The organism is Nocardia citri (genome assembly GCF_054065835.1).
Map to the genome: position 1 here is coordinate 196,866 of NZ_JBSUQM010000009.1, position 25,891 is coordinate 222,756.

Annotated in this window: 3 protein-coding genes (1 of these 3 running past the window's edge); 1 reads left to right on the plus strand and 2 read right to left on the minus strand. The window is 67.8% G+C overall.

Annotation, left to right across the window (positions count from 1 at the left end):
* Nucleotides 1–24,957, plus strand: partial view of a non-ribosomal peptide synthase/polyketide synthase gene (locus tag ACW2Q0_RS16295; protein WP_457190907.1) — the 3' portion only. It extends 19,107 nt beyond the left edge of the window; the window shows 24,957 of its 44,064 coding nt (coding positions 19,108–44,064); its start codon lies beyond the left edge, outside the window; it ends in the stop codon at nucleotides 24,955–24,957.
* Nucleotides 24,958–25,109: 152 nt separating this feature from the next.
* Here ACW2Q0_RS16295 and ACW2Q0_RS16300 read toward each other — a convergent pair whose 3' ends face one another.
* Together ACW2Q0_RS16300 and ACW2Q0_RS16305 are read right to left on the minus strand one after the other, a co-directional pair.
* Nucleotides 25,110–25,280, minus strand: coding sequence for a hypothetical protein (locus ACW2Q0_RS16300; RefSeq protein WP_457190871.1), 171 nt, complete (start codon nucleotides 25,278–25,280; stop codon nucleotides 25,110–25,112).
* Nucleotides 25,277–25,510 carry a hypothetical protein gene (locus ACW2Q0_RS16305; protein WP_457190873.1) on the minus strand — a complete coding sequence of 78 codons (234 nt, stop codon included), beginning with the start codon at nucleotides 25,508–25,510 and terminating at the stop codon, nucleotides 25,277–25,279. The genes ACW2Q0_RS16300 and ACW2Q0_RS16305 overlap by 4 nt, the downstream gene beginning before the upstream one ends.
* Nucleotides 25,511–25,891 lie beyond the last annotated feature (381 nt).

The window sequence follows — 25,891 nt, forward strand, 5'->3', positions numbered from 1 at the left end:
GAGCTGAGCGCGCACGTCGAACAGCGTCTGCCCGCGTACATGGTGCCGTCGTCGGTGATGGTGATCGACCATATTCCGCTGACCCCGGTCGGCAAGCTGGACCGCAGGGCGCTGCCGGAGCCGGTCTTCGCGACCGAAGTGGTCTTCCGCGCACCGCGCACCCCGCTCGAGCACACCATTGCCGAGGTCTTCGCCGAGGTACTCGGCCTGGAGCGGGTCGGTGTCGACGATTCGTTCTTCGCACTCGGCGGCGACAGCATCGTGTCGATCCAGCTGGTTTCGCGGGCCAAGGCACGCGGTGTGGTCTTCACCCCGCGCCATGTCTTCGAGCAGCGCACCGTGGCCGGACTGGCCGCCGTCGCCGAAACCGCCGACAGCGCCGAAACCGCCGTCGCGGCGCTGGCCGAGCTGCCCGGTGGTGGCATCGGCACCATGCCGCTGACCCCGGTGGTCCGGTTCATGGCGCAGCGGCCGGGCTCGTTCGGCCGGTTCAACCAGAGCATGGCACTCGAGTTGCCGGTCGGCATCGATCGCGCGGGCATCGCGAAAACCGTTGCCGCGGTGATCGACCGCCACGACATGCTGCGGGCGCGGCTCTACCGCGAGGACGCGGACTGGATCCTCGAAACCGCCGAACCCGGCACCGTCGACGTGGACGCGCTGATCGACCGCACCGAATTCGCCGCCGATATCGACGATGCCGGACTGTTTGACATCGCTTCTGCCGCACTGGATGCCGCGCTGGATCGACTCGATCCGGCCGCGGGCGTGGTGATTCGGTTCGTCTGGCTGGAACCGTCGGACGGCAGCCGCGGCGGCCGGCTCATCGTGGCCGCGCATCACCTCGTGGTCGACGGTGTTTCCTGGCGCATCCTGGTGCCGGACTTCGTCGCCGCCTGGGGCCAGCTCACCGCGGGTCAGCAACCGCAGCTCGTCGCGCCCGCGACCTCGATGCGGGCCTGGGCGGACGCGCTGCGGCGCGAGGCCGAAAGCGCCCAGCGGGTGGCCGAACTCGACTACTGGCGTTCGGTCGTCGCCACGGCGGATCCGCTGCTGACCGACCGTCCGCTGGATCCGGCGGTCGATACCTCGGGCGCCATCGAGAAGTTGCAGGTCGAGGTGTCCGCTGAGGTCACCAAGGCGCTGCTGACCACCGTGCCCGCGCTGTTCCACGGCGGTGTCAACGACGGTCTGCTCACCGCACTCGCGCTGGCCACCGCGAAGTGGCGCGCGCAGCGCGGCACCGCCCGCACCGACGACGCACTGCTGATTCGCCTGGAAGGCCACGGCCGCGAAGAGGGCATCGTGCCCGGCGCGGATCTGTCTCGCACCGTCGGCTGGTTCACCGCGATCTTCCCGGTTCGCTTCGACCTGTCCGGTATCGATATCGATGCCGCGCTGACCGGTGGCCCGGCCCTCGGCACGGCCCTCAAGGCCGTCAAGGAACAGTTGCTCGCGGTGCCGGATAAGGGCATCGGCTACGGCCTGCTGCGCTACCTGAACGCGACCACCGCGACGGAACTGCCCGTCGAACAGCCCGGCCAGGTGAGCTTCAACTACCTGGGCCGCGTCGCCGAGGGCGATGTGCCCGACGCGCTGCGCGGCTTCGGCTGGATCCCGGCCGCCGAACTCGGTGCGCTCGGTGGCGCCTACGACGCGGATATGCCCGCGATGGCGCCGCTGGATATCAATGCCATCGTGGTCGGCGACAAGCTGACCGCCAATATCGGCTACCCGACCACCCTGCTCGATGCCGCGCAGGTCCGCGAATTCGGCGAATGGTGGACCACCGCACTGGAAGCGGTTGCCCGGCACGCCAATTCGAACGGCGCGGGCGGGCACACTCCGTCCGACTTCGCCCTGGTGCGCTCGGCGCGGGGCGGCTCGGGGCGGGAACTGACACAGCGCGATATCGACAACTGGGAGCAGCGCTTCCCGGCACTGGCCGATATCTGGCCGCTGTCGCCACTGCAGGCGGGTCTGCTGTTCCACGCGCGCCTGGCCGCCACCTCGGTGGACGTCTACACCGCGCAGGCCGTCCTGACGCTCACCGGCCACGTGGATCCGACCCGATTGCGTTCGGCCGCACAAGCTCTGGTGGACCGCTACGAGAACCTGCGCACCGCCTTCGTCACCGATAGCGACGGCAATCCGGTGCAGGTCGTCCTGGACAGCGCCCGGGTCGCCTGGGCCGAGCACGACCGGATCGAATCCGGCGAGGCCGCCGATCTCATCGCCGCCGACCGCACCCAGCGCTTCGATCTGACCGCGCCGCCGCTCATCCGCTTCATGTTGATCCAAACCGCTTCGGCGGCGGCCGCGACGGGCCCGGAGGCGGTAGCGGAGCGTGACCACGAAGGGACCCGCGGCCGCCGCCCATCGGACACAGCCCGTTGGCAGTTCGTGGTCTCCAACCACCACATCCTGCTCGACGGCTGGTCCATGCCGCTGCTCATGCGGGATCTGCTGGTGCTCTACGCGGCCCACGCCGATGCCAATGTGCTGCCCGCGGTGCGCTCCTACCGGCACTTCCTCGAATGGACCAGGCAGCAGGATCACACGGCCTCGGTGGCCGCGTGGACCGACGCACTGCGCGGGGTCAGCGAACCGACGCTGCTGTCCCGCCCGGATGCGAGCCGTGAGATCACTTCGCTGTCCGGCGAATACTTCTTCGAGCTGGACGAGCAGGCGACCGCGCGACTCACCGCACTGGCCGCCTCGCTCGGCGTCACGCCGAATACCGTGCTGCAAGTCGCCTGGGGTGTGCTGATCGGCCGGATGACCAGCCGTGATGATGTGCTGTTCGGTACCACGGTGTCCGGCCGTCCGGCACAGCTGTCCGGTGTCGAATCGATGGTCGGCCTGTTCATCAACACCGTTCCGGTGCGGGTGCGCTTCGATCCGTCGGAATCGGTGCAGCAGCTGCTCACCCGGACCCAGGGCGAACAGGCGGATCTGCTCGATCACCACTACGTCGGCCTGGCCGATATCCAGTCCGCCGCCGGTATCGGCGGCCTGTTCGACACGCTGGTGGTCTTCGAGTCCTACCCGGTCGATGCCGAGGGCATCCGGGCGCAGGCCGCCGATATCGATGGCATGGCCGTGGTCGATATGCAGGCCGCCGATGCCACGCACTACCCGCTGACCCTGATCGCGCAGCTGGACTCCCAGCTGCGGATTCGCGCGGGCTACCTGCGCGACCTGTTCGACGAGCAGACGGTGCGCCGCATCGCCGACCGCCTGGTGCGGGTGCTCACCGCGATCATCGCCGAGCCCGCCGCGGCCGTCGGTGATATCGAACTGCTCGATACCGCCGAGCGCGAGCTCGTGGTGTCCGGTTGGAATGACACGGCATACGACGTGGACGCCGTGTTGTCGGCTCGCTCCGCGGGCTCCGCTCACGGGGCCACGCTGGTCTCGATGTTCGAGGCCCAGCTCGCCGCGACGCCGGAGGCGACCGCGCTGACCTTCGAGGGGACAAGTCTTACCTACGGCGAGTTCGGCGCCCGGGTCTACCGCCTGGCGCGCTGGCTCATCGAACGTGGTGTCGGCCCGGGATCGTATGTGGCCCTCGGTATGCGGCGCTCCATCGATCTGGTCGTCGGCATGTACGCGGTGAGCGTGGCCGGTGGCGCGTATGTGCCGCTGGATCCGGATCATCCGGCCGAGCGCACGGAATACATTCTCGCCACCGCCGATCCGGTGTGCGTGCTGACCTCCGATGACGATCTGAAGATCGACACCGCGCAGGTGCGCATCGATCTGCTGGACCTGTTCGGGCAGTCGGACGAGCCGGTGACCGAGGCGCAACGGCGTGCGCCGCTGCGTCCGTCGAATACCGCGTACGTGATCTTCACCTCGGGTTCGACCGGCCGTCCGAAGGGTGTGGCGGTCAGCCATGCCGCGATCGTGAACCGTCTGGTGTGGATGCAGTCGGCCTACGGGCTGACCGGCGCCGACGCCGTACTGCAGAAGACGCCCGCCACCTTCGACGTTTCGGTGTGGGAGTTCTTCTGGCCGTTGCAGATCGGTGCGCGCCTGGTCATCGCGAGGCCGGACGGGCACCGCGATCCGGCCTACCTCGCCGAGATCATTACCGCCGAGCGGGTCACCGTGACCCACTTCGTGCCATCCATGCTGTCGGTCTTCGTGGCCGATGCCGCCGCCGCGCGGTGTGATTCACTGCGACTGGTATTCGCCTCCGGTGAAGCGCTGCCGCCCAAGCCCGCGCACCGCCTGCGCGAGCTGACCGGTGCGACGCTGCACAACCTGTACGGCCCGACCGAGGCCGCGGTCGACGTCACCTTCCACGAGGTGGTCGCGACCGATACCGACACCGTGCCGATCGGCGCGCCGGTCTTCAATACCCAGGTCTACGTGTTGGATTCGCGGTTGCGGCCGGTTCCGGTCGGCGTCGCGGGTGAGCTGTACCTCGCGGGCACCCAGTTGGCGCGCGGTTATGTCGCGCGTCCGGATCTGACCAGTGATCGGTTCGTGGCGAACCCGTTCGCCACGAATGGCGCGCGCATGTACCGCACCGGCGACCTGGTGGCCTGGACGGCCGACGGTGAGCTGGATTACCTGGGCCGCACCGACTTCCAGGTGAAGCTGCGCGGTCTGCGCATCGAGCTCGGCGAGATCGAGCAGGCGCTCACCGCCTTGGACGAGATCGCCCAGGCTGTCGTCGTGGTGCGCGGTGATCAGCACACCGGCGATCAGCTCGTCGCGTATGTCATCGCGACGCCGAACCTGCGGCTGGATATCGAGACGGTGCGCGAGGAGCTGGCGCGGCAGTTGCCCGCGTATATGGTCCCGTCGGTGGTCATCGTGCTCGATGCCTTCCCGCTCAATGCCTCCGGCAAGCTCGATCGCAAGGCGTTGCCCGCGCCGGTATTCGAGGCCGCGGTCTTCCGCGCGCCGACCACACCGATCGAGGAGATCATCGCGGCCACCTACGCCGATGTGCTCGGCCTGGAACGTGTCGGTCTCGACGACGACTTCTTCGCACTCGGCGGCAACTCCCTGAGCGCCACCCAGGTCGCCGCCCGGCTCTCGGCCGCACTGGATACCGATCTCGGTGTCCGCGAACTGTTCGAGGCGTCCTCGGTGGCCGCGCTCGCGGCCCGCGCGGAGTCCCGGGCCGGTGCCGGTGCGCGGACGGCCCTGGTGCCGCAGCAGCGTCCCCAGCGGGTGCCGCTGTCGTTGGCCCAGCAGCGCATGTGGTTCCTCAATCGCTTCGATCCGGAATCGGCCGTGGACAATATCCCGGCCGCGGTGCGGCTGTCGGGTCTGCTCGACCGCCAGGCGCTGCAGATCGCGGTCGCCGATGTGTTGGCCCGCCACGAATCGCTGCGCACCTTCTACCCGGAGTACGACGGCACCGCCTACCAGCAGACCGTCTCCACCGGCCGGGTGATCCCGGATCTGACGCCGATCGATGTCACCGAGGCCGAACTGCCGCAGCGCGTCGCCGAGGTCATCCTGACCGGCTTCGATGTCACCGCCGAGGTTCCGTTCCGGGCCCAGCTGTTCGAGATCAGCCCGACCGAACATGTGCTCGCCCTGGTGGTGCACCACATTTCGGCCGACGGCTTCTCGATGGGTCCGCTGACCCGCGATGTGATGACGGCTTACGCCGCCCGCGTCGAGGGCGGCGAACCCGCTTGGCGGCCGCTCGAGGTGCAGTACGCCGACTACGCGCTGTGGCAGCGCGCGGTGCTCGGCGCCGAATCCGATCCGGAATCGGTGATCTCGACGCAGATCGAGTTCTGGGCCGAAACGCTGCGCGGTCTGCCCGAACAACTCGACCTGCCCGCCGACCGGCCGCGTCCGGCGGTGGCGTCGGGTCGCGGTGCCACGCACGTCTTCGAGATCGATGCCGAAACCCATGGCAAGCTCAGCGAACTCGCGCGAACCAGGGGCACGACCCTGTTCATGGTCGCGCACACCGCGCTGGCCGTGCTGCTGTCGCGGTTGTCCGGCGAGGCAGATATCGCGATCGGTACGCCCGTCGCCGGACGTGGTGAGCGCGCGCTCGACGATCTCATCGGCATGTTCGTCAACACCCTGGTGCTGCGGACCCCGATCGATGGCAAGGCCACCTTCACCGACTTGCTGCGCACCGTACGTGGCATCGATATCGGCGCGTTCGGACACGCCGACCTGCCGTTCGAGCGGTTGGTGGAGATCTTGAACCCGGCGCGTTCGCAGGCGCGGCATCCGCTGTTCCAGGTGATGTTGTCGTTCCAGAACACCGGCCAGAACAGTCTGGAGCTTCCGGGACTTACGGTCAGCGCGGTCGACCTGCCGATCGATGTGGCCAAATTCGATCTGCAATTGGTGCTTTCGGAGCAGACCGCGACCTCGATCACCACTACCGACGGCGCCACCTCCGTAGCACCATCGGGCATCGCTGCCGAATTGATCTACGCCACCGATCTTTTCGACGCCGATACCATGGCGGCCTTCGGGCAGCGGTTCAACCGGCTGCTGCGAGCCGTCGCGGCCGAACCGGATCGGGCGATCGGTGATATCGACCTGCTCGACGCGAGCGAAGCCGAACTGGCAGTGCGTGGTTGGAACGACACCGAACGTGATCTCGGTGCGGGCGAGACGCTGGTCGACGGATTCACCCGGCAGGCGGCGGCGACGCCGGATGCGGTCGCGATCGTGGATCCGGCGACGGGTGCCGCACTGACCTACGCCGAATTCGGTGCTCGCGTCAACCGGTTGGCACGGCATCTCATCGCGGCTGGTGTCGGCCCGGAATGCCTGGTGGCTCTGGGTTTGCGGCGTTCGGTGGATCTGGTGGTCGCGGCGTATGCGGTGCTGGCGGCGGGTGGCGGTTATGTGCCGTTGGATCTGGATCAGCCTGCGGAGCGGATCGGGTATGTGCTCGATTCGGCGGCACCGGTATGTGTGCTGACCACCGCGCGCGATGACTTCGACGCCACCGGTCTGCCCACCCTCGTCATCGATGACCTGGATCTGTCCGGGTACTCGGACGAGCCGGTCGCCGATGCGGAGCGGACCGCGCTGTTGCGGCCGAGCAATCCGGCGTACGTCATCTTCACCTCCGGTTCGACCGGTCGGCCGAAGGGTGTGGCGGTGCCGCACGCGGCCGTGGTCAACCAGATCCGTTGGATTACCGGTGAATACGGCATCGGTGCCGATGATGTGGTGTTGTTCAAGACCCCGGCGACCTTCGATGTGTCGGTGTGGGAGTTGTTCGGCCCGTTGAGTACTGGTGGTCGGATTGTGGTCGCGAGCCCGGACGGTCATCGCGATCCGCAGTATCTGGCCGACGTGATCGCGGCCGAAGGGGTCACGATGACCTCGTTCGTGCCCTCGATGCTGAGCGTCTTCGCGAGCAGTGTCGACGCGGCCGTCGGTAGCCGGGAGCGGCAGTCGGCGGAGCCGACGGGGTGGGTCAGCTCAGCACTGACATCGCTGCGGGCGCTTCTCATCGCCGGTGAGGCCTTCACCGCCGATGCCGCGACCGCCATCCGCCGGGTCAGCTCGGCCGAGCTCTACAACCTGTACGGCCCGACCGAATTCACCGTCCACGCGACCCACGGCCCGGTGGCCGAGCAGGTCGAAGGCGCGGTGCCGATCGGCCTGCCGGTGTGGAATTCGCAGGCGTATGTACTGGATTCGCGGCTGCATCCGGTCGCGCCGGGTGTCGCGGGTGAGTTGTATCTGGCGGGTGCGCAGTTGGCGCGCGGCTACTTCGGGCGTGCCGATCTGACTGCGGATCGGTTCGTGGCGAACCCGTTCGGCGGACCGGGTGCGCGCATGTACCGCACCGGTGACCTCGTGACCCGTAATGTCGACGGTGCGATCGAATACCTCGGCCGCACCGACTTCCAGGTGAAGCTGCGCGGTCTGCGTATCGAGCTGGGGGAGATCGAAACCGCGCTGACCGCGTACGATGCGGTGGCACAGGCCGTGGCGCTGGTGCGTTCGGACGCCACGACCGGCGATCAGCTGGTCGGTTATGTGGTACCCGCGAACGGCGCCACCGTCGACGTCGACGAACTGCGCGCGCACCTGACCGCGCAACTCCCGTCGTATATGGTGCCCGCGGCGCTCGTGGTGCTCGAGGCCATGCCGTTGAACCCCAACGGCAAGCTGGATCGGCGCGCGCTGCCCGAACCGGTGTTCGCGGCCAAGCAATTCCGGGCGCCGTCGACCCCGATCGAAGAGATCGTGGCCGACACCTTCGCCGAGGTGCTCGGTCTGTCGACCGCCGGCGGCGCGCGTCCGGTCGGTCTGGACGACGATTTCTTCGATCTCGGTGGTAACTCGCTGATCGCCACCCAGGTGGTGGCGCGCCTCGGCGCCGCGCTCGACACTCGCATTCCGGTGCGGATGCTGTTCGAGGCACCCAATGTCGCCGCGCTCGCCGCGCGCATGGAGGGGCAGCAGGGCAGCGGCGGACGCCGGGAACTGACGGCCGGGCCACGGCCGGAACAGATTCCGCTCTCGCTGGCCCAGCAGCGGATGTGGTTCCTCAACCGCTTCGACAACCAGACCGCCGTCAACAACATTCCGCTGGCGGTCCGGCTCACCGGCGCACTCGACACCGATGCGCTGCGCACGGCCGTCGCCGATGTGATGGATCGGCACGAGGTGCTGCGCACCGTCTACCCGGAGACCACGGATGGTCAAGGTCTGCAGGTCGTACTGCCCACCGGTCAGGTCCACCTCGACCTGACCCCGGTCGTGGTGTCCGAGACCGATATTCGCTCTTCGATCAGCGAACTGGTGCTGACCGGCTTCGATGTGACCGCCGAAGTTCCGGTGCGTGCCAAGCTGTTCCGGCTCGAGGCGCCAGCGGGAGCGGAGCCTGCGGAGCGACCAGAAGACACAGACGGCTTCGCATCGGGCATCCACGTGCTGGTCTTGGTGGTGCACCACATTTCCGGTGATGGCTGGTCGGTGCGTCCGCTGGCCCGCGATGTGATGCTCGCCTACTCGGCCCGCAACCGCGGCGAATCGCCCGCTTGGGCGCCGCTGCCGGTGCAGTACGCCGATTTCGCGCTCTGGCAGCGCGACACCCTCGGCGCCGAGGACGATCCGGAATCGCTGATCGCCCAGCAGGTCGCGTACTGGTCGCGGAATCTGGCCGGGCTGCCCGATCAGCTGGATCTGCCGTCGGATCGTTCGCGTCCGGCCGTCGCGTCCAACCGCGGTGATGTCTACGAATTCGGCATCGACGCACAGTTGCTGGCCGAGCTCAATGCACTGGCCCGCGCGCACGGCGCGAGCCTGTTCATGGTGGTGCACGCGGCGTTCGCGGCACTGCTCGCGCGTCTGTCCGGCAGCGATGACATCGCCATCGGCACCGCGATCGCGGGTCGCGGTGAGGCCGTACTCGACGATGCGATCGGCATGTTCGTCAATACGCTGGTGCTGCGCACGCCGGTCGATGCCGGTGCGTCCTTCACCGACGTGCTCGCGCGGGCCCGGGAAACCGATCTGGCCGCCTTCGGCCACGCCGACCTGCCGTTCGAGCGTTTGGTCGACATCCTCAACCCGGCCCGTTCGCAGGCCCGGCATCCGCTGTTCCAGGTGATGCTGTCGTTCCAGAACACCGGTGCGGCGTCGTTCGAGTTGCCGGGTCTCGAGGTGGCCGCAGTGCCGCTCGATGTGGTGACCGCGAAGTTCGATCTGCAGCTGAACCTCGCCGACCGGTTCGACGCGGCCGGGAACGCGGACGGTATGACCGCCGAATTCGCCTACGCGACGGATATGTTCGACGCGAAGACGATCGCCGGCGTCGCGCAGCGCCTGGTCCGCCTGCTGCACCAGGTGGTCGCGGATCCGGGCGCCCCGGTCGGCGATGTCGATCTGCTCGATGCCGCCGAGCGCAGCACGGTGCTCGACAAGTGGAACGAGACGGCCTATGCCGTCGATGCCCGCGCCACGCTGGTCTCGATGTTCGTGGAGCAGGCGGCCGCGAGCCCGCAGGCGACCGCGCTCACGTTCGAGGGGACGAGTCTGTCCTACGGCGAATTCACCGCCCGAGTGAATCGCCTGGCCCGGCACCTCATTTCGCTGGGGGTCGGACCCGATTCGATGGTCGCGCTCGGCATGCGCCGATCCTTCGAGTTGGTGATCGGCATGTACGCGGTGAGCGTGGCCGGTGGCGCGTATGTGCCGCTGGACCCGGATCATCCGGTCGAGCGCACCCGGTACGTGCTCGACACCGCGCAGCCGGTCTGCGTGCTGACCACCGCCGCCGACGAGTTCGACGCGGGCACCACGACGGCGCTGGACATCGCGGCGCTGGATCTCTCGGCATACTCCGCCGCGCCGCTGACCGATGCGGAACGCCTTGCGCCGCTGCGGCCGTCGAATACCGCGTACGTGATCTTCACCTCGGGGTCGACCGGTCGGCCCAAGGGGGTGGCGGTGAGTCATGCCGCGATCGTCAACCGCCTGGTGTGGATGCAGGCGGAATACGGGCTGGATCGTGGCGATGTGGTGCTGCAGAAGACGCCCGCCACCTTCGACGTATCGGTATGGGAATTCTGGTGGCCGCTGCAGGTCGGCGCGCGCCTGGTCATCGCGAAGCCGGACGGCCATCGTGATCCGGCCTACCTGGTGCGCACCATTGCCGACGAGCAGGTCACCACGGTGCACTTCGTACCGTCCATGCTGTCGGTCTTCGTGGCCGACGACCGCGCGGGCGAATGCTTCGACCTGCGCAATGTCTTCGCCTCCGGTGAGGCGCTGCCCGCGGTGACCGCACAGCGGTTGCGCGAGCTGACCGGTGTCTGGCTGCACAACCTGTACGGTCCGACCGAGGCCGCGGTCGACGTCACCTATCACGAGGTGACCGACGCCGATACCGTCTCGGTCCCGATCGGCGCTCCGGTATTCAACACCCAGGTGTATGTGCTGGATTCGCGACTGCACCCGGTTCCGGTCGGTGTGGCCGGTGAGCTGTACCTCGCGGGCGAGCAGTTGGCGCGCGGCTATGTGGCGCGTCCGGATCTGACCGCGGATCGCTTCGTCGCCAACCCGTTCGGCACCGGCGAGCGCATGTACCGCACCGGTGACCTCGTCACCTGGACCGCCAGCGGTGAGCTGGAATACCTGGGCCGCACCGACTTCCAGGTGAAGCTGCGCGGTTTGCGCATCGAACTGGGCGAGATCGAATCGGCGCTCACCGCGCTGGCGCCGATCGCGCAGGCGGCCGTGGTGGTCCGCTCCGATGAGCGCCTCGGCGATCAGCTGGTCGGGTATGTGATCGCGGCGGCGGATCGTACGGTCGATATCGACCAGGTGCGCGCCGAACTCGCGGGCGAGTTGCCCGCGTACATGGTGCCGACCGCCTTCGTCGTATTGGACGCGTTCCCGCTCAACGCCTCCGGCAAGCTGGATCGCAAGGCACTGCCCGCGCCGGTATTCGAGGCGAAGGTATTCCGCGCACCATCCACCCCGATCGAGGAAATCGTGGCGGGCGTCTTCAGCGATGTGCTCGGTGTCGCGCGCGTCGGCCTGGACGACGACTTCTTCGAACTCGGCGGCAACTCGCTGATGGCGACCCAGGTGACCGCGCGCATCGGCGCGGCGCTGGATACCCATCTCGCGGTCCGCGATCTGTTCGAGGCGTCGACGGTGGCCGCGCTGTCGGCCAAGGCCGAACACAATGCCGGATCCGGCCGCAGCCGGCCGCGGCTGGTCGCGGGGGAGCGCCCGGCCCGGGTGCCGCTCTCGCCCGCGCAGCAGCGGTACTGGTTCCTCAACCAGTTCGATACCACCACCTCGGCGGTGGACAATATTCCGCTCGCGGTGCGGTTGTCCGGTGCGCTGGATGTGGCGGCGCTCGAGCAGGCGCTCGGCGACGTCTTCGCCCGGCACGAGGTGCTGCGCACCACCTACCCGAGTTCGGCCAGTGGCCCGCACCAGGTGATCCTGCCCGCCGACCAGGCGGTGCCGGAGCTGACCGTCACCGATATCCCGGAGTCGGACCTGGTCCGCACGGTGATCGCATTCGCGCTGACCACCTTCGATGTCACCGTGCAGGTGCCGCTGAAGGTGGCCCTGTTCCGGATCGCCGAACGTGAACACGTGCTGGCGTTCACGGTGCACCATGTCGCGGCCGACGGTTCGTCGATGGGTCCGCTGGCCCGCGATGTCATGGCGGCGTATGTGGCACGGGCCCAGGGCGAGATCCCGCAGTGGCAGCCGCTGCCGGTGCAGTACGCCGACTACGCGCTGTGGCAGCGTGCGGTGCTCGGCTCCGAGGAGGATCCGGAATCGCTGGCGGCACAGCAGGTCGCCTACTGGCTGTCCGCGCTCGCGGGTATGCCCGATCAGCTGGAACTGCCCGCCGACCGGCCGCGCCCGCCCGCGCAGTCGTTCCAGGGCAAGGCGATTCGCTTCGAGATCGCACCCGATAAGCACGCCCGGCTGCACGAGCTGGCGCGGGCCAATAACGCCTCGCTGTTCATGGTCGTGCACGCGGCGCTGGCCGTACTGCTCGCGCGGTTGTCGGGTACCGACGACATCGCGGTCGGTACCCCGATCGCGGGTCGTGGTGAGCGCGAACTCGACGATCTGATCGGTATGTTCGTCAACACCTTGGTGTTCCGGACGATCGTCGAGCCCGGCGCTACTTTCGCCGATCTGCTCACCGAGGTGCGCGAGCGGGACCTGGAGGCCTTCGCCAACGCCGATGTGCCGTTCGAGCGGCTGGTCGAGGTGCTCAACCCGGAGCGTTCCACGGCGCGCAATCCGCTATTCCAGATCGGACTTTCGTTCCAGAACCTGGCCGAGACCACCTTCACGCTGCCCGGCCTGTCGGTGAGCGCGGTGAACTTCGATTCGCAGCTGGCCAAGACCGACCTGCACGTCACGCTGTACGACCGCTATGCCGATGACGGTACGCCCGCCCAGATTCTCACCGAATTCGGTTACGCCACCGATCTGTTCGACGAGGCGACGGTGCAGGGCTTCGCCGACCGCTTCGAATTGGTGCTCGATGCGGTATTGGCCGATCCGGAGGTCCGGGTCGGCGAGATCGATCTGCTCTCGCCCGCCGAGAACACGCGAATCCTGCACGCCTGGAACGACACCGCGCACGAGCTCGATATCGACGCCTCGACCACGCTGGTGTCGCTGCTGGACGCGACGGTGGCGGCGAGCCCGGATGCGGTGGCGCTGGTTGCCGAGGACGCGACGCTGACCTACGCCGAGTTGGACGCTCACGCGAACCGCCTGGCACGGCACCTGATCACCCTCGGTGTCGGCGTGGAGGACCGAGTGGCGCTGGCCATTCGGCGCTCGGTGGATCTCGTGGTCGCGATGTACGCGGTGGCGAAATCGGGTGCGGCGTACGTGCCGATCGATCCCGATCAGCCCGCCGAGCGCACCGACTACATCCTGCGCACCGCGGGACCGGTCTGCGTGCTGACCACCGGCCGCGACGGTTTCGACAGCGCCGTGACCACGGTGGTGTCGATCGACGAACTGGATCTCGCTGCCGTCGCGCACGGCCCGATCGCCGACGGCGACCGGCTGCGGCCGCTGACGGGAGCGAATACGGCGTACGTGATCTTCACCTCGGGCTCCACCGGCCAGCCGAAGGGCGTTGCGGTGCCGCATGCGGCGATCGTCAACCAGTTGCTGTGGAAGACCGCCGAATTCGGCCTCGGCGCCGATGACGCGGTGCTACTCAAGACCGCGGCCACCTTCGATCTTTCGGTCTGGGAATTCTGGTCGGCCGCGGTATGCGGTGGCCGTTTGGTCATCGCCGACCCCGACGGTCACCGCGATCCCGCGTACCTCAACGACCTGATGCGCTCGACCGGCGTCACGACACTGCATGTGGTGCCGTCGATGCTCGACGCGCTGCTCACCGAATCCGGTCGCCACCTGCCGCCGTCGCTGCGGCGGGTGCTGGCGATCGGTGAGGCGCTGCCCGCGACGACCGCGCAGCGGTTGCGGCGGGATAACGCGGCCGAGGTGTTCAACCTGTACGGCCCGACCGAGGCCGCGGTGTCGATCACCACGCACACCGTGACCGATGCGGACACGGTGTCGGTGCCGATCGGTGCTCCGCAGTGGAACAGCCAGGTGTACGTGCTGGATTCGCGACTGCGTCCGGTTCCGGTCGGCGTTTCCGGCGAGTTGTACTTGGCCGGTGCGCAATTGGCGCGCGGTTACTTCGGACGCGTCGATTTGACCGCGGATCGCTTCGTGGCCAACCCGTTCGGGGCGGGCACGCGGATGTATCGCACCGGTGACCTGGTGGCCTGGAATGCCGCCGGTGAGCTGGAGTACCGCGGCCGCACCGACTTCCAGGTGAAGATCCGCGGCTTCCGCATCGAGCTCGGTGAGATCGAGGCGGCCCTGCTGCGCCGGCCCGAGGTTTCGGCCACGGCGGTGCTCGCGCACACCGACCCGAATCTGGGTGACCGCCTGGTCGCCTATGTGGTGTCCGAATCCGGTGAGCTCGACAAAGCGCGGCTGCAATCGGCGTTGGCCGCCGAACTGCCGTCCTACATGGTGCCGTCGGTCTTCGTCGCGCTCGATGCGCTGCCGTTGAACGCGAACGGCAAGCTGGATCGCAAGGCATTGCCGGAGCCCACCTTCGAGAAGGCGGTCTTCCGCGCGCCGGTCACCCCGGTCGAGGAAATCGTCGCGAACACCTTCGCCGAGGTGCTGCGCCTCGATTCCGGAGCGCAGGTGCGCAAGCTCGGCCTGGATGACGACTTCTTCGCGTGGGGCGGCAACTCGCTGCTCGCGACACAGGTCGCGGCCCGCCTCGGCCAGACGCTGAACACCCGTGTGCCGGTGCGGCTGCTGTTCGAGGCGCCGACGGTCGGCGCATTGGCCATCCGGGTCGAACAGCAGGCCGACGGGCACGGCCGGCACGCGCTGGTCGCCGGTCCGCGGCCGGAAAATATTCCGCTTTCGCTGGCACAGCAGCGGATGTGGTTCCTCAACCGCTTCGACACCCAGTCCGCCGCCTATAACGTCCCGATCGCGGTGCGGCTGACCGGCGCGCTCGATGTGGACGCGCTGCGCGCCGCGATCGCGGACCTGGTGCGCAGGCACGAGGTGTTGCGCACGATCTACCCGGAGACCGAGTCGGGACCGGTGCAGCTGATTCTGCCTGTGGGACAGGCGATTCCGGAGCTGGATATCCGCGGTGTCACCCTGGATCAGGTCGAATCCGCCGTGGTCGAGTTGATTTCGGCGCCGTTCGACGTCACCGCCGAGGTGCCGGTGCGGGTGCGGTTGTTCGAGCTCGAACCCGCTGCCTCGGCGCAGAGTGCGGCTGCGGAATACGTGATCGCGATGGTCGTGCATCACATCGCCGGTGACGGCTCCTCGATGGCACCGCTCACGCGCGATCTGATGACGGCGTACGCGGCGCGCTCGGCCGGTGTCGCACCCAACTGGGCACCGCTGCAGGTCCAGTACGCGGATTACAGCATCTGGCAGCGCGAACTGCTCGGCAGCGAGGACGATCCGGATTCGCTGATGTCCAAGCAGCTCGCCTACTGGCGCAGCGCGCTGGCCGAACTGCCGGAGCAGCTGGATCTGCCCGCGGACCGACCGCGGCCCGCGGTGCAGTCCTCCGCGGGTGGCACCGTCGAGGTGCGCATCGACGCCGATACCCACCGTGGTCTGGGCGACCTGGCGCAGGCCGAGGGCGCGACGCTGTTCATGGTCGTGCATACGGCGCTGGCCGTCTTGCTGTCCAGGTTGTCCGGCACCGATGACATCGCGATAGGTACGCCGATGGCGGGCCGCGGTGAGGCCGTGCTCGACGATCTGATCGGTACGTTCGTCAACACCTTGGTGTTCCGTACCCAGCTGGATCGCAACGAGCCGTTCACCGAGCTGCTCGGACGCCAGCGCGAAACCGATATCCAGGCGTTCGCGCATGCGGATGTGCCGTTCGAGCGTTTGGTCGAGGTGCTGAACCCGGTGCGGTCGCAGGCGCGGCATCCGTTGTTCCAGGTGGGTCTGTCGTTCCAGAACCTGGCCCAGACCACCTTGGAATTGCCGGAGCTCACGGTCTCCGGTGTGGAGTTCGATACCCGCCTGTCCCAGTTCGATCTGCACCTGATCCTCACCGACCGCTACGACGAGTCCGGGACCGCGGCGGGCATCAACGGCATATTCACCTACGCCACCGACCTGTTCGACCGGAGCACGGTCGAAGGGTTCGCCGACCGGTTCACCAGGCTGCTCGGTGCGATCATCACCGCGCCGCAGGCGGTGGTGGGCGATCTCGAGCTGCTCACCGTGGCGGAGCGGGAACGGATGCTGGATGGCTGGAACGCCACCACGCATCCGGTGGCACCCGAGCTGCTGCTCGACGGGTACCGGCGCGCCGTGGCGGCGCATCCGGATGCCGTCGCGGTGGTATACCAGGGCGCCGAAGCGGCCCATCCGTCGCGCGAGCACCACCCCGCATCGAGTCATTCCGCGACATTGACTTATCGGGAATTCGACGAACGGGTGAACAAGCTTGCCCGCCTGTTGATTTCGCGAGGTGTCGGTGCCGAATCGCTGGTCGGCCTCGCCGTTCGGCGCTCGCTCGACCTGGTCGTCGGCATGTACGCGATCGTCGCGGCCGGCGGGGCGTATGTGCCGCTGGATCCGGATCATCCGGCCGAGCGAATCGCGCACATCCTGGAAACCGCCCAGCCCGCATGCGTGGTTACCACCGCGGCCGACGCGGTGCCGGTCCCCGCTGACATCGCGGTGCTCGAACTGGATTCGCTGGAGCTGGACGGATTCTCATCCGCTCCGATCGAACCCGGCGAATTACTGCGCCCGCTCACCCCGGACAACCCGGCCTACGTCATCTTCACCTCGGGCTCGACCGGTCGTCCGAAGGGCGTCGCGGTATCGCACGGCGCGATCAACAACCAGATCGAGTGGATGCTCGCGCAATACCCGCTCGGCCCGGACGACGTGTACCTGCAGAAGACCGCGACCACATTCGACGTGTCGCTGTGGGGCTACTTCATGCCACTGCGCGCGGGCGCGAAGCTGGTGGTCGCCACCCACGACGGCCATCGCGACCCGGCCTACGTCGCGGATGCGATTGCCGCGCACGGGGTTACGGTCACCGACTTCGTGCCGTCCATGCTGACGGTATTCGCGACACAGCTGGCGGCGGGCTCCTGCCCGACCCTGCGCGATGTGTTCGTCATCGGTGAGGCGCTGCCGCCGGAAACGGTGACGGCGTGGCGGGCCGTTTCGGGGGCGGCGCTGCACAACCTGTACGGGCCGACGGAGGCCGCGGTATCGGTGACCTACTGGCCCGCGGGCGACACCGATGTGCGCACGGTGCCGATCGGCTTGCCGCAGTGGAACACTCAGGTGTTCGTGCTGGATTCGCGGCTGCGGCCGGTGCCCGCCGGCGTCGCCGGTGAGCTGTACCTGGCCGGTGATCAGCTGGCGCGCGGTTACCTCGCCCGACCGGATCTGACCGCGGATCGCTTCGTGGCCAACCCGTTCGCGCGCGGTCAGCGGATGTACCGCACCGGCGACCTGGTGCTCTGGCGTGCACCCGCGGGTTCGGGGCAGCGTCTGGAATACCTGGGGCGCACCGACTTCCAGGTGAAGTTCCGCGGCCAGCGCATCGAGCTCGGCGAGATCGAGACGGCGCTGCTCGCGCATGCCGCGGTGAGCCAGGCAGTGGCGCTGGTAGCCGCGTCGACGCTCGGCGATCAGTTGGTCGCGTACGTGGTGCCCGCGCCGGGACAGGCGGTCGACCAGCGGGAGCTGCTGGCCGCAGTGTCGGATGTGCTTCCGGCATACATGGTTCCGGCGGCCGTCGTGGTGCTCGACGCCTTCCCGCTGAATTCGAGCGGCAAGCTCGACCGCAAGGCGCTACCCGAACCGAGCTTCACCAGCCGCGAATTCCGCGCCCCGGCGACGCCGGTGGAGGAGATCGTGGCGGGCGTCTTCGGCGATGTGCTCGGTATCGAGCGGGTGGGTGCCGACGACGACTTCTTCGCACTCGGCGGCAACTCACTGGTCGCCACCCAGGTGGTCGGCCGGCTGAGCGCCGCGATCGGTGGGCGGGTGCCGGTGCGAGCGCTGTTCGAGGCGCCGACCGTGGCGGCTCTTGCCGTGAAGTTGGAGCAGCTGTCCGGTGTAGGCGAGCGGCGGGCGCTGGTCGCCGCCGCGCGGCCGGATCCGGTGCCGTTGTCGCTGGCGCAGCAGCGGATGTGGTTCCTGAACCGCTTCGACACCGAGTCGGCGGCCTACCATCTGCCCATCGCGGTCCGGTTGACCGGCGCGCTCGATGTCGACGCGCTGCGGGCGGCCATGGCGGATCTGGTCGGCAGGCACGAGATTCTGCGGACGGTGTACCCGGAGATCGCGGGTGCCCCCGCCCAGGTGATTCTGCCGGTGGCACAGGCTGTTTCGGCAATGCGGCTGCGGCCGATCACGACCACGGAGCTGGAATCCACGGTGATCGCGGTGATGGCGGCGCCATTCGACGTCACCGCCGAGGTGCCGGTGCGGGTCGAGCTGTTCCACGTGACGGACGCACCCACCGCTGTGGCGTCGGGTCCCGGCGTGGGCACCGCTGCTGCCCCAGCCGAGTACGTGCTCGTGCTGGTGGTGCACCACATCGCGGGTGACGGTTCGTCGATGGGCCCGCTGACCCGGGATCTGATGACCGCGTACGCCGCCCGCTCGGTCGGCGAATCCCCCACGTGGGCGCCGTTGCCGGTGCAGTACGCGGACTACGCCGTCTGGCAGCGTGAGCTGCTCGGCAGCGAGGACGATCCGGAGTCGTTGGCGGCCAAACAGATCGCCTACTGGCAGTCGGCGCTGGCGGATATGCCCGACCAGCTGGATCTGCCCTCGGATCGCCCGCGTCCCGCCGTGCAGTCCTTCGCGGGCGGCAAGGTCGAGCTGAGCATCGATGCGCAAACGCATCGCGCGCTGGTCACGCTGGCCCGCGCCGAGGGTGCGACGTTGTTCATGGTGGTGCATACGGCGCTGGCCGTCTTGCTGTCCAGGTTGTCCGGCACCGATGACATCGCGATAGGTACGCCGATGGCGGGCCGCGGTGAGGCCGTGCTCGACGATCTGATCGGCATGTTCGTCAACACCTTGGTGTTCCGTACCCGGCTGGATTCGGCCGAGCCTTTCGCGGATCTGCTCCGGCGCCAGCGCGAAACCGATATCCAGGCGTTCGCGCATGCGGATGTGCCGTTCGAGCGTTTGGTCGAGGTGCTGAACCCGGTGCGGTCGCAGGCGCGGCATCCGTTGTTCCAGGTGGGTCTGTCGTTCCAGAACCTGGCGCGGACCACGCTGGAACTGCCCGGACTCACGGTGGCCGGATTCGATATCGACACCCAGCTGTCGCAGTTCGATCTGCACCTGATCGTGGCGGACAGCTACGAGCAGGACGGCACCGCGGCGGGCATCGGCGGGTACTTCACCTACGCCACCGACCTGTTCGACGCCGATTCCGTCCGTGGCTTCGCCGATCGCTTCGCCCGCGTGCTCGCGGAGATCATCGCGGCGCCGCGCGCGGCTGTCGGCGATCTCGAGATCATGGCCGCGCATGAACGCCGTGAACTGGTTTCCGGCTGGAATGCGACAGCGCACCAGGTGGATTCGTCGGCGACGCTGGCGTCGCTGCTGGATCGAACCGTGGCGGCCACGCCGGACGCGGTCGCGCTGGTCGGCGACGACGGCACCGCCATTGCCCACCCGTCGCCCGACCACCACCCCTCACCGAATCGCTCCGCGATGCTGACCTATGGCGAGCTCGGCTCCCGGGTGAACCAGCTTGCCCGGCATCTGATTTCGCTGGGTGTGGGACCCGAAACTCGGGTGGCGCTCGCATTGCGCCGCTCGGTGGACCTGGTGATCGCCATGTACGCGGTGACTCAGGCCGGTGGCGCGTATGTGCCGCTGGATCCGGATCAGGCGGGTGAGCGGACCGACTACATTCTCGACACCGCTCGGCCGCTGTGTGTTGTGACCAACGCCGACACCGATTTCCAGACCTCGGTGACCGAGGTCGTTCGGATGGACGCACTCGCGGATATCGCGGACGCCCCGATCACCGACGCGGAGCGGATCGCGCCATTGCGCGCGACGAATACGGCGTACGTGATCTTCACCTCGGGTTCGACCGGTCGTCCCAAGGGTGTCGCGGTGCCGCATGCGGCGATCGTCAACCAGTTGCTGTGGAAGACCGCCGAATTCGGCCTCGGTGCCGAGGACGCGGTGTTGCTGAAGACGGCCGCGACCTTCGACCTGTCGGTGTGGGAGTTCTGGTCGGCGGCGGTTTCGGGTGGTCGACTGGTCATCGCGTCCGCCGACGGACATCGCGATCCGAGCTACCTCAACACGCTGATGCGCGATACCGCGGTCACCACCTTGCATGTGGTGCCGTCGATGCTGGATGCCCTGCTGATCGAATCGGACGGGCAGCTGCCCGCGTCGTTGCGCCGGGTGCTGGCCATCGGTGAGGCACTGCCCGCCGCGACGGCCCAGCGGTTGCGTGAGTCGAACACGGCCACCTTGTTCAACCTCTACGGTCCGACCGAGGCCGCGGTCTCGATCACCAACCACGAGGTGACCGATGCGGATACCGTCTCGGTGTCGATCGGTGCGCCGGAGTGGAACAGCCGGGTCTACGTGCTGGATGCGCGGTTGCGTCCGGTGCCGGTGGGCGTCTCCGGTGAGTTGTATCTGGCCGGTGCGCAATTGGCGCGCGGTTACTTCGGTCGGGTCGACCTCACGGCGGAGCGGTTCGTGGCCGATCCGTTCGAATCCGGCGCTCGGATGTACCGCACCGGTGACCTGGTGGCCTGGAATGCCGACGGTGAGTTGGAGTACCGCGGTCGTACGGACTTCCAGGTGAAGATCCGCGGTTTCCGGATCGAACTCGGTGAGATCGAGGCGGCCCTGTTGCGGCAGACCTCGATCGCCTCCGCCGCGGTGCTCGCGCATACCGATCCGGCACTGGGTGACCGTCTGGTCGCCTATGTGGTTCCGGCCACCGGCGAATTCGACAAGGATGCGCTGCAATCGGCACTGGCGGCGGAGCTGCCGTCGTACATGGTGCCGAGCGCCTTCCTGGAGTTGGACGCCTTGCCGCTCAATGCGAACGGCAAGCTCGATCGAAAGGCCTTGCCGCAGCCCACCTTCGAACATGCCACCTTCCGCGCGCCGGTCTCCCCGGTCGAGCAGATCGTGGCCGGTGTGTTCGCCGATGTGCTCGGCATGGAACGGATCGGCGCCGACGACGACTTCTTCGCACTCGGCGGTAACAGCATCCTGTCGATCCAGCTGGTATCGCGGGCGAAGGCGCTCGGTGTGGTGTTCTCCGTGCGCGAGGTCTTCGACCGGCGCAGCGTCGCCGGACTCGCCGCGATCGCGACGTCGACCGCGGATCTGCGGCAGCCGACCATGGCCGAACTGCCCGGCGGTGGGATCGGCGAGATTCCGCTGCCGCCGAACATCGCGGCGGTGCTGGCCAACGGCACGGCGTACCAGCGCTTCTCCTACGAGACGGCGGTGGCACTGCCCAACGACCTCGACCGGGATCGGCTGCGTGCGGCGATCACCGCCCTGGTCGACCGGCACGACGCGTTGCGCACTCGCCTGCGTCCGGCGGGCGAGGGCTGGGAGTTCGAGGCGCTCGAGCGCGGTGCCATCGATATCGATGCGCTGGTCCACGAGGTCGCCTTCGACACCACCCTCGACGCCGACTACGGCTATGACGAGCTCATGCGGCTCGCCGACAACGAACGCGCGGCCGCCGCGGATCGCCTCGATCCGGCCAACGGTGTTATGGCGCAGTTCGTGTGCTGCAGCGCGGACCGGCTCGACGGCGGCAAATTCATGCTCGTCGTGGTGCACGGCTTCGCGGCCGATCCGCAGTCCCTCGGCATCCTGACCGGCGATCTGCTCGACCTGATCGCCGACGACCAGGCCGCCCTGCCGCAGGTCGGTACTTCGCTGCGGCGTTGGGCCTACGCTCTGACCGAGCAGGCGCGCGACCGTGCCACCGAACTGCCGTTCTGGCAGGAGGTTTCGGCCACCCCCGATCCGCTGCTCGGGGCGCGAGCCTTCGATCCGGCGCTGGACACCGTCGCCACCACGCGACGGGTGCGCATCGAGGTGCCGACCGATATCTCGGAGGTACTGCTCACCACGGTTCCGACGCGGTTCCACGGCAGCGTGCCGGACGGACTGCTGTCGGCATTGGCCATGGCGCTGGTGCGCTGGCGCGGTGCGCAGCACGGATCGGATGTGCTGATCCGGCTCGACGGTGATGGCCGCGTGGCGGTCGCCGGTGCCGAATTGTCGCGCACCGTGGGTGCTTTCACCGCCGTCTACCCGGCCCGGCTCAGGCTGGGCGGGGTCGATCTGGACGACGCGTTCGATGGTGGTGCTGCTGCTGGTTCGGTCATCAAGTCGGTCAAGGAACAGCTGCTCGCGGTGCCCGATCAGGGCGTCGGCCACGGGTTGCTGCCGCTGCCCGCGGCGGGTCAGATCGGCTTCCGGTACCAGGAAGCCGCGATCAAGACCGAGCGGGATGCCACGATGCCCGCGAACGGGGCGCTCGATATCGCCGTCACCGTCGGCGACGAGGACGATGGTCCGCGGCTGCTGGCCACCTTCGAGTTCCCGGTCGGGCTGCTGTCCCCGGAGCGGGTGCAGGAGTTGGCGGATCTGTGGGTCACCGCGCTCACCGCGCTGGCCGAGCATGCGCAGCGACCGGATGCCGGTGGTCATACGCCGTCGGATCTGCCGCTGGTGCAGGTCGGCCAGGCCGATATCGAACTGTGGGAACAGACCTACTCGGGCCTCGACGATGTCTGGCCGGTCTCGCCACTGCAGTCCGGTCTGCTCTTCCACGCGCTGATGTCCTCGGCCACTCTGGACGTCTACACCATCCAAGCCGTGGTGCGGCTCGCCGGAACGGTGGATGTGGCGCGGCTGAACGCGGCCGCGCAGGCGATCATGGATCGGTACCCGAATCTGCGCACCGCATTCGTCACCGACTCCACCGGTCAGGTCCGGCAGGTCGTGCTCGATCGGGTCGAAGTGCCGTGGCGCGTTGTGGATCTCACCGAAGTGCCGCAGGCAGAGCGGGACGCGGAACTGCGACGTCGGATCGAGGCAGACCACGCGGAACGCTTCGATATGTCCACTCCGCCGCTGGTGCGCTACACGCTGTTGCGCACCGCCGCCGAAGAATGGTCGCTGGCCATCACCACACATCACGTGCTGCTCGACGGCTGGTCGATGCCGCTGCTGATGCGGGATCTGCTCGTGCTCTACGCGACGCGTGGCGATCAGTCGGCACTGCCGCAGGTCTGCTCCTACCGCGACTTCCTGGACTGGCTCGCCACCCGCGACCAGGACGCGTCGCTGCGGGTCTGGGCCGATGCCTTCGACGGTTCGACCGAACCGACGGAATTGGCCGCGCCTGCCCGGACGGCCGAAACCTACGAGACCGCCAAGCTGATCACCCGGATCGACGCCGACCGCACCCGTCAGTTGACCAAGCATTGCGCCGAACTCGGCATTACGGTCAACACCCTGGTGCAGGCGGCCTGGGGCATCCTGCTCGGCCGGCTCACCGGCCGCGCCGATGTGGTGTTCGGCGCCACGGTGTCGGGTCGGCCCGCCGAGCTGACCGGTGTGGAGTCGATGGTCGGTCTGTTCATCAACACGCTCCCGGTGCGAGTGCGTATCGATGACCGCGGGACCATCGGCGATCAGCTCGAGCGGTTGCAGCGCGAGCAGGCCGAACTGCTCGACCACCACTACGTCGGTCTGTCCGATATCCAGCGGGCCGCCGGCGTCGCCTCGCACTTCGACACCCTGCTGGTGTTCGAGTCGTACCCGATAGATCGGGAGGCGATCGCCGCGGCGAGTTCGATCGATGGCATGTCGGTGACCGATGTCGGTGTGCACAGCGCGACCCACTACCCGCTCACCCTGCAGGTGATCGCGGAGTCCGCCCTCGAATTCAACCTGGAGTACCTCATCAGCCGGTTCACCGCCGATGATGTGGAAACCCTGTCCACCAGGCTGATTCGGGTCCTGGACGCGCTGATCGGCGATCCCGCCGGGTTGGTCGGCGATATCGATATCCTCGATGCCGATGAGCGGGCGCGTCTGCTCGTCGAATCCGGTATCGCGACATCAGCGCCCGCACCGGAGCCGCTGGGTCGGGTCGGTGCCCGCACGGTGTCGCGGGTGCTCGCCGAGGTGGTCGAGGCCGATCCCGAGGCGCCCGCGTTGCTGGCCGACGGCGACGACATCGCCTACCACGTCCTGGATCGCCGTTCCTCGCAACTGGCCCGGGTGCTCATCGCACACGGTGCCGGACCCGGCGATGTGGTGGCGTTGGCGCTGCCGCGTTCGGTGGATGCGGTGGTCGCGATCTGGGCCATCCAGAAGGCCGGTGCCGCCTGCTTGTTCGCCGGTGATTTGTCCGCCGCCGAAATGGCCACCGCCGGAGCCGTTTTCGGTATCACACTGGAATCGGTCGACGGCTCGATCAACTGGCTGGTCCTGAGCGATCCGGCGGTACAGTCCGAATTGGCCTCCGCTCCAGCACATCCGGTCTCCTATGCCGATCGGGTGCGCCCGCTCGCGGAGGAACACCCGGCCTTCGTCGTCCTCGCGGCCGACGGCACGGTACGCGCCTTCAGCCAGACCGAGGCGCTCGAGCAGGCCGAGCAGGTCCGCTCGGCATACGACATCGATTACGAGTCGACGACCTTCACCACGGCCGTCTCGGGTCGAGTCGCCTTCCTCGAATCCTTGTCCGCGGCAACCGCGGGCGCACTCTCGGTGCTCCCCGGCGCAGACGACATCGCCGACGACCTGGCCGACGGCGAGGTCACCCACTGGTTCGTCACCACGCACGAGCCGACGGACGCCGCCGACGAGGACGTGCGCATCGTGATCATCGAGTAGGTCCGATTGCACAGCGAAAGCCGTTGCCAGCCCATGGCAACGGCTTTCGCTTGCGAGTCGACCCACACGCCCTGGACGACATCGCACTCGGGTGGCCCCGCCGCAAACCGGTGCCGTAAGCCATTTCATATAGCTGACCCGAGGGGAGCCGATCAGTACTCATGTGATGCGTGGGACTTCATCCCGCCCGTATCCTCGCGTTCGATCCGTTCGAGGATCTCTTTGACGGTGTAATCCTTCGGAATCCGTTCCGGCCACACGATCACTGCGACCGTCACCGCCAGCGGTAGCCCGATCGCGACAACCCAGCCGAGCACGATCACGGCAGGTCTCGGAGCAGTCGCAGCACCGTGGCGCATGTCTCGGCGTCTGCAGGTTCGACAGCGCTGACGCGGTGATCCACGACGGCAGCACCCGGAACCCGTCGCGGTAGCGCATGATCGGTTGGAGTCCGCAACTCCAGGTACACCCCCAGACCGTCGTTCGCGTCGCCGTAGTCGGCGACCTCCAAGAATCCGCCTGGGAACACGAATAGTCGTGTGCGCCTGTCCATCTCGACTCCTGTAGTCCGGTGTTGGTAGGCACCCCGTGACCGGGTGGCGTCACATGTCACGGGGGTCAGCTCAGACGCTAAGGAGTCGCTGAGCAGTAAAACCAGGAAGTTGCAAAAAGTTGCTCAGATTCATCTATCAGGCAACAAAGGTCGGCGATTCAGGGATCATGTACTCAGCACGAGAAACTTCGTGCACCCAACTAGATAGGAGGCTTTGACATGGGCCTAAGGTTTCTCGGAAAGGGTGGCTCAGAGGTCACAGGATGCCCTTCCCTCTACGCCACCGACGACGGCTACCTTGCTCAGGGGTGGATCACCGACCGACCCGAAACCGTTGAGATACCTCATCTCCTACTCGGCTTCCTGGAGCAGGATACGTTC